The following is a 14,441-nucleotide window of genomic DNA, read 5'->3' on the forward strand; positions in this document are numbered from 1 at the left end:
GTCGCCTCTCCTTATGCGGTAAGCGTGATGTGAATATTGCCGAAGCCATCAATCCGGACAGCGTTTTCCGGATGAATGACAATGGTCGTGCCGGGATCTTCGATCACCGCAGGGCCGGCAAAGGTCATGCCCGGCTCCAGCTTCTCGCCATCATAGATGTCGGCGTCATGAACGCCTTCCAGTGCATAATCGACCATGCGGCGGCCTTTAAGCGCTGCCGATGCCGGTGTCTGCGTCTCCGGCTTTTCCTTCATCGTCAGCTTGCCGACTTCGGCGGCTGCAACAAGGTGGATACCGACCATTTCGACCGGCGCATCAAGGCGGTAGGTATATTCCTGCTCATAAGCCGCGTGAAAATCTTCGGTGATCTTTGCGATCCCTTCTGCGGTGACATCTCCGTCGATCAGAACCTCGGTTGTATGCTCCTGATTCTGGTAGCGGAATTTTCCGAGACGCTGAAATTTCACCTTCGAGGCATCAATCTTTTCAGCGGCAAACTGTTCAAGCGCGCGCTTTTCCGTCGCTGAAAACAGGCTGTTGATATTGTCAGCTGCATTGTCGGCAACATCGACAAGCTGGGTCACGAAGTAGTCACGGCGCAAATCAGACATCATCATGCCCCACGCCGAAAAGACGGAGGCACCTGCCGGGATTACGACCTTTTTCGCGCCCAGTTCTGCACCAAGTGCTGCGGCGTGCATCGCACCGCCGCCGCCAAAGGCAACAAGCGTGAAGTCACGCGGGTCATGCCCGCGGTTGAGCGAGACGAGTTTCAGGGCATTGACCATGTTATTATTGGCAATGCGGATGATGCCGCGCGCGGCCTCGTCCTTGTCGACACCGAGACGTTTGCCGACAGTCTCAAGAGCCTTTTCCACGGCGTCCATATCCGCTTCAACGGAGCCTCCGCAGAAATAGTCGCGGTTGATCCGGCCAAGCCAGAGGTTGGCGTCTGTTGTTGTCGCTTCCGTGCCGCCACGGCCATAGGCTGCAGGGCCGGGCTTTGCACCGGCTGACTGCGGACCGACATGCAGCTTGGCGAAGTCATCAACCCACGCAATCGAACCACCGCCATTGCCGATCTCGACCAGATCAACCACCGGAACCATGATCGGATAGCCAGCCGAGGACTGGTTGCGCTCGATCCAGTAGTCCGTCATGATCTTGACATCGCCGTTTTCAATCAGGGCGCATTTGGCGGTTGTTCCACCGATATCGAGAGCCAGAACATTGTCTTCACCGATCAGACGTCCAAGCTCTGCTGCGCCCCAGAAACCGGATGCCGGGCCGGATTCGACCATGGTGATCGGCACTTGTGAAACCGCATCCAGCGTATCGACGCCGCAGTTCGACTGCATGATGTAAAGGCGACCATCGAAACCCTGTTCAGTCAGGCCACCGGACAGGCGGTGCAGGTAACGCTCGGCTGCGGGCTGTACATAGGCGGAAAGCACCGCCGTGTTGGTGCGCTCATATTCGCGCCATTCGCGCGTGATCTGATGCGATGAAACGACAGCTGCTTCCGGCCATAGTTTTTTCACTTCTGCCATGGCTGCCTGTTCATGCGCCGGATTGGCATAGGCATGCAGGAAGGAAATGGCGACAGCCTCGACACCTTCGGCCCTGAACCCTTCGAGGATCTCCGGCAGGCCGGAGAGATCCAGAGCCTTAACCTCGTGGCCATGATAGTCCATACGGCCGGCGACTTCGCGGCGCAGGTGCCGCGGCACGAAAGGTGCTGGCTTGCGGTAGTGAAGGTTGAAAAAGTCCGGGCGGTTGCCGCGGGCAATTTCCAGCGTATCGCGGAAGCCTTCCGTGGTGATAAGGCCAACCTTCACGCCTTTGCGTTCGGTCAGCGCATTGATAACCACGGTGGTGCCATGCGCCAGAAAATCAACGGTTTTCGGATCAACGCCACCCTTCTTAAGAACGTTCAGAACGCCCTGCTCAAAATCCGGCGGTGTGGTATCGGATTTTGCCGTTGTAATGGTCTGTTCGCCGGTCTTAAGATCGGTCTTAAAGCAGACGAGATCGGTGAAGGTGCCGCCGACATCGGTGGCGACGCGGATGGTTTTCTCGCTCATGCCCGGTTCCTCTTGGCTTTTTCAAACATCAGCATGCAGACAGCGCCGGGAAGTTTCAGCGCTTCGGCAGCCTTAATGCGTTCTTCTGTGTAGTAATCCGCCTCATGCAGGCAATTGATGGTGCCGATGACACGGTCGCCGACCGTGACGGGAATATTGATGACCGACTGGCAACCGAGTGAATTGATCAGCTCGAAATCGTCAAAGACCTTCGCAATGTCTTCGATTGAATTGGCGACAAAGGTTTGCTTGCGCTTCAGCGTGATCTCAGACCATTCTGTCTCATTATAAGGCTTGGTGCCTGAAGCCGGGTAGGCGTCTGGCATATTGGTATAAATACGCTCGGATTCCTTTGCTTCGGTGTCCGCCGTCATCAGCGTGAAAAGCTTCACGCCAACCAGTTCCTTGGTCAGCTTTTCCAGCGCTGCGCAGGCCGTTTCAGGCTGTGTGCCCGCTTCAGCCACGGCACATGTGAAGGCACTGTAATCAGGATTTTGCATCGATACTCTCCGTAATGCGCTGTCGAAGCGCCATTTCATCCGCGCCGACCACCGGAACAGCCGAAATCAGGCGGCGGGTATAATCATGTGTAGCGTTGGCAAAAATTGCCTCGGTGCTGTCGATCTCGATCAGTTCACCCTTCTCGAAGACCGCCATGCGATCAGCAATATTGCGGGCAACGGCCAGATCGTGGGTAATGAATACGTAGGTGAGGCTGTGCGTCTCCCGCAGTCGCTGCAAAAGCTTCAGCACGCGTGCCTGTACCAGCACATCAAGTGCTGACGTCGGCTCATCGAGCACCAGAAGCTCGGGTTTGCAGGCAAGCGCGCGGGCAATTGCCACGCGCTGCCGCTGGCCACCGGAAAGGCTGGCGGGTGAGCGACGGGCAAATTCTGCCGGAAGCCCGACTTCCTCCAGCAGTTCAGCGACGCGTGCCTTTCGGCCTGAACGCGGTCCGATATCGTGAATATCGAGCGGCAGGCGTAGTGAGGCGCCGATTGAGCGGCGCGGGTTCAGTGCGGAAAGCGGGTTTTGCTGAACGAGCTGAATTGTGCGGCGTAGTTCCCGGCTTCTTTTATCCGGGAGTTCGCGTTCTTTGAACAAGACGCCACCATCAGTGGCATCGTGAATGCCGAGAATGATATTGGCGATTGTACTTTTGCCTGAACCGGATTCACCGACGACTGCAAGGCATTCGCCCTTGGCAACATCGAAGCTGATGCGATCAAGCGCCTTGACCGTGGACCCGTTGACCGAGAATTCTTTCGAGACGTTGTAGAGGGAAAGCATTTTCATTTCAGCAGTTCCCTTTCGCTGTAGCCTTCATGCGCGATCAGCGGATCGTGAAACCCGTCCATATCTTCCGCGATATCTGGAATGCCACCGCCGGAGATGCGCGGCACGGCAGAAAGAAGGGCTTTGGTGTAGGGGTGGCGCGGATCGGCAAACAGGGCGTCGGTTGGCCCCTGTTCAACGATATTGCCTTTGTAAATCACGTAAACACGGTCTGCGAACTCACGCACAACGCCGAGGTTGTGCGAGATAAACAGAACGGCCGTTTCATGCTTTTCAACAAGGCCGGACATCAGTTTCAGTGTCTGCGCCTGAACCGTCACGTCCAGTGCTGTGCCCGGTTCATCGGCCAGAAGCAGCGCCGGATTGTTAACAAGAGCCATGGCGATCATGACGCGCTGGTTCATGCCGCCGGAAAGCTGAAATGCATAGCTGTCAAGGACACGCTCCGGCTCGTGAATTGCCACATCATCAAGTGCTGAGGCGGCCTTTTGCCGTGCATCCTTCTCGCTGATTGCGGGATCAGCGCGGCACAGAACCTCGAAGAATTGTCGCCCGATGGTATAAACCGGATTGAGCGACGATGTCGGATCCTGAAAGATCATCGAAACGCGTGTGCCTCTGAGCGCACGGTGACGTTTGGCACGCATCGCGTTAACGTCTTCACCTTCAAAAAGAACGTTACCGGAAATGCGCGAGGCCGAAAGCTCCTGAAGCATGCCCAGTACGATGCGCGCTGTTACCGACTTGCCGGAACCGCTTTCGCCGACGAGTGCAACACGCTCACCCTTGCGGATATGCAGCGAAATGCCATGCAGCACTGGGTTCACACCGGACCAGGACTTGAAGCCCAGCTTGAGGTCCTCGATTTTGAGTGTCAGATCGGTCATTCGTCCACTCCCAGAATTTCACGCAGGGCATCGCCGATGAGGTTGAAGCCGAATACGACGACGAGGATCGCAAGGCCGGGGAATACGGTCAGCCACCAGCTGTCCGGCAGATAACGCGCGCCTTCGGCAACCATTGAGCCGAGATCGGGGGTTGGCGGCTGAACGCCAAGGCCGAGGAACGAGAGGGAGGACGCGATCAGGATCACAAAGCCGAAATCAAGCGTCATCTTGGTGAGGATCGATGGTACGCAGTTCGGCAGAATTTCCCTGAACATGATGTGCAGTTTTGAGGCGCCAAGCACCTCGGCGGCGAGCACATACCCTTCCTGCCGCTCAGAACGTGTGATGTTGTAGATCAGGCGTGTATACCAGGGCCACCACATGACCGTGACGGCGATCATGCCGTTTGTCAGCGTAGGCTTCAGCAGCCCCATCACCGACATGGCCAGAACAAGCGGCGGAATCGACAGAAAGATGTCGGTGATCCGCATAACAATGAATTCGGTCTTGCGGCCCATATAACCGGCCATCAGACCAAGCGAAACGCCAACGGGAACGGCAATCGCCAGAACCACGACGCCCAGCATCAGCGAAATGCGATAAGCGTAAATGATCCGGGAAAAGAGGTCGCGTCCGACAAGATCGGTTCCGAACCAGTTTCGTGCATTCGGCGGCTTGTTAAAGTTGACGAAATCAACAACAGCACCGCGGTGCTCGGGAAATGGTGCGATAAAATCTGCGAAAACCGCCAGAATGATCACTGTACCGACCAGAATCAGGCCAGCCAGCGACATTGGATTGCGGGTAAGGATAACGAATGCTTTTTTCATGCCTTGCCCTCCGCAAGCCTGATCCGTGGATTGACGAAAGAGACCAGCAGATCGACGATGATGTTGACGATGAGGAACATCGCGGCAATCACCAGCACAGTGCCGATAATGCCGTTCAGATCCTTGCGGAGGATGACCGCCACGCCGTAGCGCGAAAGACCCGGCCAGGCGAAGACGGTTTCAATCAGAAACGCGTTGCCAAGCATGGAAGCAAAGTCGAGGCCGATCACGGTGAGTGACGGGATCAGCGACGGGCGGAACGCAAATTTCCGCGCCACCTTGCGTTCGGGAAAACCATAGGCTTCGGCCATTTCGATATATGGCTTGCCGTAAGTTTCAACCATGTTGGCCCGGATCAGCCGTGCCGTCTGTCCGATGCCTGCAAGCGCCAGCGCCGAGGCTGGAAGCACCAGATGCCAGAGTGCGTTGAAGAAGGCCTGAATGTTGCCGGCCAGAAGGGTATCGACCAGCAGAAAACCCGTGACACCGGGGATCGAATAGCTGTCGGAAATACGGCCCGCGATGGGAAAAAGCGGAATGAAGTAGGCAAAAACCAGCATGAAGACCACGGCCCAGACGAAGCCTGGTGCGGAAACCGTCAGGAGTGCCAGAATGCGGGTGACGTGATCGAGCAGGCGTCCGCGGTGACGCGCTGCCATGATGCCGAGCGGAAGCCCCACACCCACCATGATGATGCCAGCGGCGATCACCAGTTCAAGCGTAGCAGGCAGAAACTGGGCGATGTCCTGCATCACCGGGCGGTTGGTATAAAGAGAAATACCCAGATCACCGCTGAACAGGCCTTTGAGGAAATAACCATACTGGGTGATGAAACTGTCGTTGAGATGGAGCTGCTCCCGAAGTGCGGCAACGGCCTCGGCCGTCGCATTCGGACCCAGCGCGATGCGGGCGGGATCGCCGGGGATGATCCGCGCGATCGCGAAAATCAGAAAGGAAACGCCCACGAGGACAATCAGGGAAATTCCAATCCGCTGCGCAAGCAATCGGATGACAGGCATCGTGTTTCTTTCTTTGCTGAGATGAGGGCCAATCCGTTTTCACCAAAAGGCGAACTGGCCTGTCTCGTTATCTCAAGTTGATCTTTGCCAGGTCGCTGGCGTCGTTCGCAAAGTGTCCCGCACGGAGGATCCTCCGCCGGCTTTAAAAGCTGTCCCGGACTGCATCAGGGGGGAAATGCAGTCCGGGAATATCACCGCCGCGGCGCACCCGGTCGGCGGTGAAAAGTCATTCGCATTACTCGGCGTCCTTCATTTCCATCATGCGGAAATTGAAGCCGAAGCCAGCGAGTGCATAAGCCTTGGACGGATCCGAAAGGGTCGGTGCAGAAACACGGTCACTGGCCGCAAACACAGCCGTCTGGTCCTGAGCGAAAATCGATGGCGCAATCGACACCAGATAGGTGTTGAGCTCTTTATAAATTTCCGCTCTCCTGGCCGGGTCGCTTTCCTTTCGTCCAGCGTCCAGCAGCTCATCAACCTTTGGATCATTCAGGTGTTCCGGCGACATCCACGTACCGGCCGACGAAGAGTGATACATTGAATAAAGCAGGGTATCGGGATCACCGGTGACGGTGTTGACGAAGACCTGCGAGATGTCCGGGGTGTTTTCCGGCTTGCTCACCTGCTCGGTGAAGAGCGCCCACGGCACCTTGCGAATGGTGGACTGAACGCCGATCTGGGCCAGATTGGCCTGCATAAGCAGCGCAAAGCGCTCTTCCAGCGGCACTTCACCGATCCAGGAAATCTCGATATTCATATCGTCGGCATATGAGCAGTTGGCCAGATGCTCTTTGGCTTTATCCAGATCCTGCCGGATGACGTGATCCTCACCAAGCGCGCCCATCATGCCGACTGGCAGGGCGCCGGTGGACGGACTGCCCTGCGATACCTTGTCGGTGATCGAAACCATCTTGACGCCGGTGTCATAGTCGAATGCGTAGGATACGGCCTTGCGGCATTCTTCGTCGTCGAAAGGCGGCTCAGCCGTATTCATCTTGATGTAAAACTCGGTCGTGCCGCTTTCTGTGAGAAGCTGTGCGCCATCATTGGCCAGGGATTTGAGGACTTCCGGCGGCATCCACTGCGAGGAAATGTCATGTTCGCCCTGCGCGATGAGTGTACGTACTGTGGCCGGTTCAAGGCCGTAGCGCATGCGTACTGTGTCCGGTGCTGCATCGGGAACACCAAGGAAGTAGTCGCTGTTTTTTGCCAGGTCGGTTTCAGACTGCGGATTGTGGCTGACGAGAGAGTAAGCGCCGGTTCCAGCTGTGTGGCCGGAAAGCCAGGCCTGACCCCAGTCACCCATTTCGTTTTCACCATCTCCGTCTTCGATGTGTTCAAGAACCAGTGCCTTATTAACGACCGGCAGACGCACCAGAGACGAAACAAAGGGCGCGTAGGGCTCATTGAGGGTGAAAACGACCGTGTGATCACCGGCTGCCTCAACGCTGTCAACAACCTCGAAGAGATAGGAAAGGCCCTGTCCAAGCGCTTTCATCCTGTCCATCGAGAAGACGACATCTTCCGCCGTCATCGGCGTGCCGTCCTGAAAGCTGACGTCATCACGCAGCTTGAAAGTGTAGACGGTGGCGTCGTCATTCGCGCTCCAGCTATCGGCAAGTAACGGCTGATAACCGGGCTTTCCCTCATTGGGAATGACCAGAGTGTCGTAAAGGTTATACATCAGCACAGAGTCGGCATAGTCTGATGCCTTGGCCGGATCGATTTCACCGACCGGTGAGAAATCCGCCCGCAGCACGGTTTCCGCAAGTGCGGGCGTGGCAAGCGCTGTTGCCGCCAGAAAACCGGCGGCGAAGAGTGATCTGTTCAGTTTCATATCCAGTTCCCCTTTTTAGTGAGAGACGTTCGTTATGCTCCGGAGCGACCAGAAGCGCGTGTGATGACCGGGTTGGGTTCGTCTGACAAAGCCGTGTCAGCATCACCGAACACATCCATCGTGCAGGTGTGGAAAACCACGGTGTGTTCGTCTGTGTGGTTCCACGTGGTATGCGTCATATTTGACGGGAAATGTGCCGTGTCTCCGGCTTCCAGAACGGTGCGCTCCCCTTCGATTTCGATGGTCAGAGCGCCGGAGACTATGTAGAAGATCTCCTCGCCTTCGTGCGCCATCGGCTCGCTGCGATAGCCCGGCGGTTCGTGAATGATCGTACTTTTCAGCACATTGCCGGGAAAAGAAGCCGAAAGCCTTTCGTACCGGATGGCATTCTCGTTATTTTCGGACAGACGATAGAGCTGGCGTTCGCTGTGTCGGGTAATCGGTGTCTGGTTCTGCGGTTGCGTGAGAAAACTGCCGATGTCTGCGTCCAGAACGCGGCATACTGCGACAAGCGACGTGAGCGAGGGAACCGTTATGCCGCGTTCGATCTGCGAAATGAAACCAACAGAAAAACCAGCCTGGTCGGCGACCTGCTGCAGGGTGAGCTTGCGCGCCTTGCGTCGGGCTCTCAGCCGTTCGCCGAGCGGAGGGGCTTCCGCGTTTTCGGTTTGCGTTTCATCAATATTGCCGGGCATTCGCTGTTCCTTTTTAGTATTACTATAATCCAAGCTGTCGACACGATATCTGTCAAGATATTTTTTTAGTCATGCTAAAAAAATGGGCAATTAGTAAGTGCATATTGACTTTAGCTGAGCCTTTTTCGGTTTTACTCAACCCTTTGCGGGGCCGGGACACTTGCATCAGCATAAAAGATGATATTTACAGTCATGTATTAAGTCGCTGCAGCCTGGCGAAGTGTTCGCAGTAAATAGCGATGGCATGCCGAAAGGACGTGAAACATGACGGAACAACAGGGCTGTGTGCTTTGCGGAACGGCAATTCCGAAAGATCCGGAGGCGATGCTGGAAATGGTCGCCGAGCACTTTTCTGATCACGCGGAGGTAACGCGACAAAAAGGTTCTGTTCGGCTCAACAGTGATATCGGGCAGGCCGTGCTGCAGCTTGAAAACGAACAACTTCATATCTGGCTGGAAACGCCAAGTGTCGAGAAACTTCAGCTTTCGCGAACCATGCTGGCCGAGCATCTGTTCTACTTTGCCGGTGATGATGCGCTTGAACTGACATGGTCCGATCCACCGCCACGGGCAATGCCCGCTAATCTGCATGAAGTAGCGGTTGTTTCGACCGGGTTGGTAACGCCTCACATGCTCAGGGTTAAGTTTTCCTGTGCCGATGTGTCTCCGTTTGTCAGTGGGCATATGCATGTCCGGCTTCTGGTGCCGCCCAAAGGGCGTTTACCTGTATGGCCGGTGGTTGGAGATGATGGACGTATCCGGTGGCCGGAGGGTGAGGATGCGCTTCTTGTCCGTATTTATACCATCCGTCATGTCGATGAGGAGCGCGGGGAAATCTGGATCGACTTTCTGCAGCATCCGGCGCCCGGTATCCCGACGCCCGGAGCTGATTTTGCCCGCGATGTGCAACCGGGCGACCGTGCGGCGCTGATCGGTCCGGGTGGTGGTGGTATCCCGGATGCGAAAAGAATTTTTCTGGCCGGCGATGAGGCTGCGCTGCCTGCCATTGCGCGCATTGCAGCCGAGGCTCCCGCAGGCATGCGGCTCGATGCGATCATCGAAGTGGAAGATGAAGCTGAGGAACAGCCGATTTCAGGCGAAGCCGATATTCATGTGCGTTGGTTGCATCGCTCTGGTGGCCCGGCAGAAGCCAAAGGTCAACTGGTCTCTGAAGTGCTGAACATGATCGACAAGCTCGATACGGAGACCTATATTTGGGTTGCCTGCGAGAAAAGCGATGTGCGCGATGTCCGTCGCGCCTTGAAAGCGCACGAACACGACCGCAAGAAAATGTATGTTGCCTGGTACTGGGAACGTCAACCAGGCTGAGGTCAAAGGCCTGTCTGGCATTATGCTCTCTAAACTTTCAAAAATATCCGGCCTGCCTTCAACTTCTGTTCACATGAAATAGTGTATCGCTTCTGAATGATGTGATGCGGCCTTTCGCTTTGGAACAAACAAACAGTGTTGGTTGCATCACCGCTCGATCTGTTCCACCTTTCAGCCAGTTCGGTTGATATCGGTTAAACGTGAGGGGAGTTGATATGCGGGATATGATTTTGCGTTGTATGGTGCCGATCGGCGCGATTGTTCTGACCATTCTAGCTCTTGTCTTGGGGTGGCACTGGTTGTTGGTGATTACAATCCCGGTTCTGGCTTTGGCAGCTTACGATTTTTTCCAGTCAAGCTGGACGATTACCCGGAATTATCCGGTTCTTGGCCGTATCCGCTGGCTGGCGCTGGAGCTCCGGCCCTTCATCCGGGCCTATGCAGTGGAAGATGATACACACGGCACGCCGTATTCCTACGCTGCACGCCAGCTCATCAAAACCCGCTCTCATGGTCAGCCGGATACCATCCCCTTCGGGACAGAGCGTGAGGTCTATGAAGAGCCGCATCACTGGATTTCGCATAGCCTTTCGCCGGAAAACGAGCCTGATCTTTCTCCACGTATCACAGTGGGCAATGAACAGTCCTCAAAGCCCTATTCTGCATCTATCCTGAATATCTCGGCGATGAGCTTCGGCGCGCTTTCGGCCAATGCCGTGCGCGCGATGAACATCGGTGCAAAGAAGGGCGGTTTCTATCAGGATACAGGTGAGGGAGGGCTTAGCCGCTATCACCTTGAAAATGGCGGCGACCTCGTCTGGGAAATAGGCTCCGGCTATTTCGGTGCGCGTGATAAAGACGGTAAGTTCGATGCCGAAATGTTTCGCGACAAGGCCGCCAATGACGCCGTGAAGATGACCGAAATCAAGGTCAGTCAGGGCGCCAAGCCCGGTCATGGAGGCATGCTTCTGGCAAGTAAGGTCACGCCGGAAATTGCCGAGGTGCGCAATGTCCCCGTTCATCAGAACTGTCTTTCGCCACGCGGGCATTCGGCGTTTTCAACGCCCGCACAGATGCTTGAATTTGCAGCGCAAATGCGTGAGCTTTCTGGCGGAAAACCGGTTGGCATCAAGTTCTGCGTCGGTCAGCCGCATGAGCCGTTTGCGCTTGTTAAGGCGATGCGCACGACCGGTATCTATCCCGATTTCATCGTCATTGATGGGGCCGAAGGCGGCACGGGGGCTGCGCCGCTGGAACTGGCCGACTGGATTGGTATGCCGCTTTGGGACGGGCTTATTCTGATGCGCAATGCGCTGGTCGGCGCAGGCGTGAAAAAACATGTGCGGCTTGCAGCCAGCGGCAAGGTTTTCTCGGGTATGGGGCTCGCGCATAACCTGGCGCTGGGCGCAGACTGGTGCAATGCAGCGCGTGCTTTCATGATGTCGGTTGGATGCATTCAGGCCCAGCGCTGTCATACCGGCACCTGTCCCACCGGCGTTACAACGCAGGATAAATGGCGCCAGCGCGCGCTGGTTCCGGAAGAACAGGGTGAGCACGCCGCCCGCTTTCACAAGAAAACGCTGGAAGCACTGGCTGACATCGTCGCTTCGGCAGGCTTCAATCATCCGCAGGATCTGCAGCCACATCACATCATGCATCGCGTGGGCACACATGATGCGGTGCCGTTGGATACGCTGCATTCATTCCTGCCGGAAAACATTCTTATCGATGAACCGGATTCGACCATGTATGCCCATTGGTGGCGTGCTGCCAGTTCCGATAGTTTCCGGCCAGTTGAAGATCTGGTGAAGCTGAGAGCCAGCACCGGCTGATCCTGAGGCCGCCGCAGGCGGAGAACCACGGGCCAGGTGGCCCCGGCAAAGTTGTGCTTTGCGACAGGAGACTTTTGTCGCGCAACTGTGAACGTCTGCGGAAATATCTATCAGCAAAGCTTAAATTATTGACACGACCAGATACCCGCCCAAATACTGGGCGGACTGAAAATGCAATCCATTGTAGTAAGCCAGCAGGGGTGGTCAGCTGCATAATAATTAGAGCGCTGTCGCATCCATTCGGATGCACAAAGGACGCTCTAACCTATTGAGTCTACGCATCGTCCTTTCCGAAAATCGATTTCGGTTTTCTGGCCGATGCTGTAGCGCGTTGGCTAAGAGGGGACTTAGAAGAAAATGGCAATGCGACGCGAAATCGGTCTGATCGGCCTGACCTTTGTGGCTGTTGGCGGCATACTGGGATCGGGATGGCTTTTTGCTCCACTGGAGACAGCGCAACTGGCCGGGCCTGCCTCTATCATTTCATGGCTGATCGGCGCGGTGGCAATGCTGCTGATCGCTTTGACCTATGCCGAAAACTCAACCATGTTTCCGATTGCGGGCGGGATCGCCCGTATCCCTCAGTTCTCCCATGGCCGGCTGCTTGCTCTGGCAATGGGCTGGAGCGCCTGGGTCGGCTACTGCACGACTGCGCCGATTGAGGTCAAGGCTTCGCTTGGATATGCCTCATCCTATCTTCCGTGGCTGACAAACAGCACCGGCGATCTGACCTTTCCCGGATACATCGCTGCGGCAATCTTTCTGGCACTGCTGACCGTTGTGAACGCTTTTGGCGTTGCCTGGTTTGCCCGTCTCAACACCGCAATGACCTGGTTCAAGATCTTCGTTCCGATCGTTTTCATGGTTGTCATCGTCGCTGCACGGTTTGACGGGGCCAATTTTACGGCTGAAGGTGGCTTTGCGCCGTTTGGCGTGCCGGGCATTTTTGCTGCCGTTTCATCCGGCGGTGTCGTCTTCGCGTTCATCGGTTTCCGTCATGCAATCGACCTTGCAGGAGAAGTGAAGAACACCCAGCGGGTGATTCCACTCGCGCTCATTCTGTCCGTTCTGATCTGCCTTGCGATCTACGTCGGGCTGCAGATTGCCTTTGTCGGCTCGATGGATCCGGCAGAACTTGCAAAGGGCTGGCAGAGTGTTGAGGCCTCACATGAGTTGGGCCCGCTGGGCGCGCTGGCAACATCTGTTGGTATTCTCTGGCTTTTGAGTATGCTCAATGTTGCGGCCGTGATTTCACCTGCGGGTAGTGGGCTCGTTTCGGTCGGATCAAACGCCCGTCTGGCGCTTGCGATGTCGAATAACGGTGTCTTCCCGCGTATATTTGCAGCCCTGAATGCCTATGGTGTGCCGTTATGGGCGCTGGTTCTGAACTATGTCGTAGCGTTGCTTCTGCTGATTTTCCTGCCCTTTCAGGAGATTCTCGCACTGAACGGCGCGGCCGTGGTTCTGTCATTCGTCGCAGGTCCCGTCTCCATGGTTGCGTTCCGCTATCTGGCGCCCAAGGCACACCGGCCTTTTGTCGTGCCGGCAGCCAGTGTGGTTGGTGCGCTGGCCTTTGTGATCGCAAGCCTGATGATATTCTGGTCGGGCTGGGATACGATCTGGCTGCTCGTGGTTTTGCTTGCTGTCGGTGCTGCGTTGTTCTTCCTTCGGCTTGCGGTCATCGGACGGGAGGACCTCGAACCGAAAAGCGCGATCTGGTTCGGACTTTATATGGTTGGCCTGACGATCATATCCTATCTCGGCGCCTATGGCGGCGGTCTGGGCGTCATTCCACACCCGATGGACAGCATCTTGGTGGCATTGTTTGCCGTCGTGATGTTTGTCTTTGCCGTTCGCGGTCGTGTCTCTGTCGAAATTTTCAATAAATTCCGGCATGAACAGCGCGTGCTGGAACGTCAGGAATACGGACATGCAGACGAAGAAGACGAAATGTCCCGCACCTGATCTGGTTGAAAGCGCTCTGGCTTCAACGATATGTGGTGACAACTGTGTTCCCGGATGGGGACACAGTCCTCAATGATGGCGCCGCCGTTCATAAGGTGAATCGAGTGAAAACGCCGGAATTTCGATTTGCAAAAGCTGGTCGTCGGCTGAATGCACCAGATAATAGCCCATCATGATGCCGGAAGGTGTTGGGAGCGGTGCGGCAGACTGATAGCGAAACTGTTCGCCCGGTTCCAGCACGGGCTGTTTACCGACAATACCATCCCCCGCGACCTCTTCCACGCCACCATTGGCATCGGTGATCTTCCAGTAACGCGACATCACCTGTACCGGCCGGTCGCCATTGTTGGTCAGTTCGACATCATAGGCCCACACGAAATGGTCATCGCCCGGCTCGGAATGTTCGTCGAGAAACCGCGGCTCGACACGCACGGAAATACCATGCGTTGTCGCCTCGTAGGTTGTCATCGGCGGCTCCTTATCTTTGTCTGATATCCGCTTCTCGTTAAATGTTGTCTCCATACCACAGGCGGTGGAATTTCGCACCGGCCGGGTTTTCAAAATGGCGGCATAAGGCGGGCGCGGCGGGTCTCATTGTCGATTGGCCCCACCCCGGAAAAGTGCGGGGGCGAACTCATCCCGGCACCATTTCGGTTCATAGTTTCAC

12 protein-coding genes are annotated in these 14,441 nt (G+C 56.0%); 3 read left to right on the forward strand and 9 right to left on the reverse strand.

Translation table 11 applies throughout. From position 1 onward, the window contains the following. Nucleotides 1-11 precede the first annotated feature (11 nt). The 8 genes from EDC90_RS09200 to EDC90_RS09235 all read right to left on the reverse strand — a co-directional run bounded on the left by EDC90_RS09200 (nucleotide 12) and on the right by EDC90_RS09235 (nucleotide 8,648). Nucleotides 12-2,084, reverse strand: coding sequence for a hydantoinase/oxoprolinase family protein (locus tag EDC90_RS09200; RefSeq protein ID WP_132310783.1), 2,073 nt, complete (start codon nucleotides 2,082-2,084; stop codon nucleotides 12-14). After that, on the reverse strand, nucleotides 2,081-2,584 hold the full coding sequence (locus EDC90_RS09205; RefSeq protein WP_132310785.1) for a GAF domain-containing protein: 504 nt from the start codon (nucleotides 2,582-2,584) through the stop codon (nucleotides 2,081-2,083). Before EDC90_RS09205 ends, EDC90_RS09200 begins: the two co-directional genes overlap by 4 nt. Then, a complete protein-coding gene (locus EDC90_RS09210) occupies nucleotides 2,571-3,380 on the reverse strand; it encodes an ABC transporter ATP-binding protein (RefSeq protein ID WP_132310787.1) in 810 nt (269 codons plus the stop codon). Before EDC90_RS09210 ends, EDC90_RS09205 begins: the two co-directional genes overlap by 14 nt. Continuing rightward, nucleotides 3,377-4,267: an ABC transporter ATP-binding protein gene (locus EDC90_RS09215; protein WP_132310789.1), complete on the reverse strand. Its 891-nt coding sequence runs from the start codon at nucleotides 4,265-4,267 to the stop codon at nucleotides 3,377-3,379. The genes EDC90_RS09210 and EDC90_RS09215 overlap by 4 nt, the downstream gene beginning before the upstream one ends. Continuing rightward, the gene (locus EDC90_RS09220; RefSeq protein WP_132310790.1) at nucleotides 4,264-5,097 is read right to left on the reverse strand and encodes an ABC transporter permease; all 834 of its coding nucleotides are present in this window, start codon (nucleotides 5,095-5,097) and stop codon (nucleotides 4,264-4,266) included. Before EDC90_RS09220 ends, EDC90_RS09215 begins: the two co-directional genes overlap by 4 nt. Beyond that, on the reverse strand, nucleotides 5,094-6,116 hold the full coding sequence (locus EDC90_RS09225) for an ABC transporter permease (protein WP_132310791.1): 1,023 nt from the start codon (nucleotides 6,114-6,116) through the stop codon (nucleotides 5,094-5,096). The genes EDC90_RS09220 and EDC90_RS09225 overlap by 4 nt, the downstream gene beginning before the upstream one ends. A gap of 235 nt (nucleotides 6,117-6,351) precedes the next feature. After that, nucleotides 6,352-7,953 carry an ABC transporter substrate-binding protein gene (locus EDC90_RS09230; RefSeq protein WP_132310792.1) on the reverse strand — a complete coding sequence of 534 codons (1,602 nt, stop codon included), beginning with the start codon at nucleotides 7,951-7,953 and terminating at the stop codon, nucleotides 6,352-6,354. A gap of 32 nt (nucleotides 7,954-7,985) precedes the next feature. Beyond that, a complete protein-coding gene (locus EDC90_RS09235; RefSeq protein WP_132310793.1) occupies nucleotides 7,986-8,648 on the reverse strand; it encodes a helix-turn-helix domain-containing protein in 663 nt (220 codons plus the stop codon). 264 nt (nucleotides 8,649-8,912) lie between these two features. Between EDC90_RS09235 and EDC90_RS09240 the strand changes: the two genes are divergently transcribed. The 3 genes from EDC90_RS09240 to EDC90_RS09250 all read left to right on the forward strand — a co-directional run bounded on the left by EDC90_RS09240 (nucleotide 8,913) and on the right by EDC90_RS09250 (nucleotide 13,774). Beyond that, entirely contained in the window at nucleotides 8,913-9,977 is a 1,065-nt protein-coding gene (locus EDC90_RS09240) for a siderophore-interacting protein (protein ID WP_132310794.1), read from the forward strand. A 215-nt stretch (nucleotides 9,978-10,192) separates the two neighbouring features. Next, nucleotides 10,193-11,809 carry an FMN-binding glutamate synthase family protein gene (locus EDC90_RS09245; RefSeq protein ID WP_132310795.1) on the forward strand — a complete coding sequence of 539 codons (1,617 nt, stop codon included), beginning with the start codon at nucleotides 10,193-10,195 and terminating at the stop codon, nucleotides 11,807-11,809. Between the two features lie 363 nt (nucleotides 11,810-12,172). Beyond that, nucleotides 12,173-13,774 (forward strand): APC family permease, encoded by a 1,602-nt coding sequence (locus EDC90_RS09250; protein ID WP_245511004.1) that lies wholly within the window; start codon nucleotides 12,173-12,175, stop codon nucleotides 13,772-13,774. Between the two features lie 69 nt (nucleotides 13,775-13,843). On the opposite strand, the gene apaG is transcribed toward EDC90_RS09250, so the two are convergent. After that, on the reverse strand, nucleotides 13,844-14,242 hold the full coding sequence (apaG, locus tag EDC90_RS09255) for a Co2+/Mg2+ efflux protein ApaG (protein ID WP_132310797.1): 399 nt from the start codon (nucleotides 14,240-14,242) through the stop codon (nucleotides 13,844-13,846). Nucleotides 14,243-14,441: the final 199 nt, after the last annotated feature.

This window comes from Martelella mediterranea, assembly GCF_004342225.1.
In the GTDB taxonomy this organism is placed as follows: Bacteria; Pseudomonadota; Alphaproteobacteria; order Rhizobiales; family Rhizobiaceae; genus Martelella; species Martelella mediterranea_B.

What these genes read in the sequence shown, in the direction of transcription:
- EDC90_RS09200 (WP_132310783.1), bottom strand. Translation starts at nt 2,084, where the DNA reads ATGAGCGAGAAAACCATCCGCGTCGCCACCGATGTCGGCGGCACCTTC.
- EDC90_RS09205 (WP_132310785.1), bottom strand. Translation starts at nt 2,584, where the DNA reads ATGCAAAATCCTGATTACAGTGCCTTCACATGTGCCGTGGCTGAAGCG.
- EDC90_RS09210 (WP_132310787.1), bottom strand. Translation starts at nt 3,380, where the DNA reads ATGAAAATGCTTTCCCTCTACAACGTCTCGAAAGAATTCTCGGTCAAC.
- EDC90_RS09215 (WP_132310789.1), bottom strand. Translation starts at nt 4,267, where the DNA reads ATGACCGATCTGACACTCAAAATCGAGGACCTCAAGCTGGGCTTCAAG.
- EDC90_RS09220 (WP_132310790.1), bottom strand. Translation starts at nt 5,097, where the DNA reads ATGAAAAAAGCATTCGTTATCCTTACCCGCAATCCAATGTCGCTGGCT.
- EDC90_RS09225 (WP_132310791.1), bottom strand. Translation starts at nt 6,116, where the DNA reads ATGCCTGTCATCCGATTGCTTGCGCAGCGGATTGGAATTTCCCTGATT.
- EDC90_RS09230 (WP_132310792.1), bottom strand. Translation starts at nt 7,953, where the DNA reads ATGAAACTGAACAGATCACTCTTCGCCGCCGGTTTTCTGGCGGCAACA.
- EDC90_RS09235 (WP_132310793.1), bottom strand. Translation starts at nt 8,648, where the DNA reads ATGCCCGGCAATATTGATGAAACGCAAACCGAAAACGCGGAAGCCCCT.
- EDC90_RS09240 (WP_132310794.1), top strand. Translation starts at nt 8,913, where the DNA reads ATGACGGAACAACAGGGCTGTGTGCTTTGCGGAACGGCAATTCCGAAA.
- EDC90_RS09245 (WP_132310795.1), top strand. Translation starts at nt 10,193, where the DNA reads ATGCGGGATATGATTTTGCGTTGTATGGTGCCGATCGGCGCGATTGTT.
- EDC90_RS09250 (WP_245511004.1), top strand. Translation starts at nt 12,173, where the DNA reads ATGCGACGCGAAATCGGTCTGATCGGCCTGACCTTTGTGGCTGTTGGC.
- apaG (WP_132310797.1), bottom strand. Translation starts at nt 14,242, where the DNA reads ATGACAACCTACGAGGCGACAACGCATGGTATTTCCGTGCGTGTCGAG.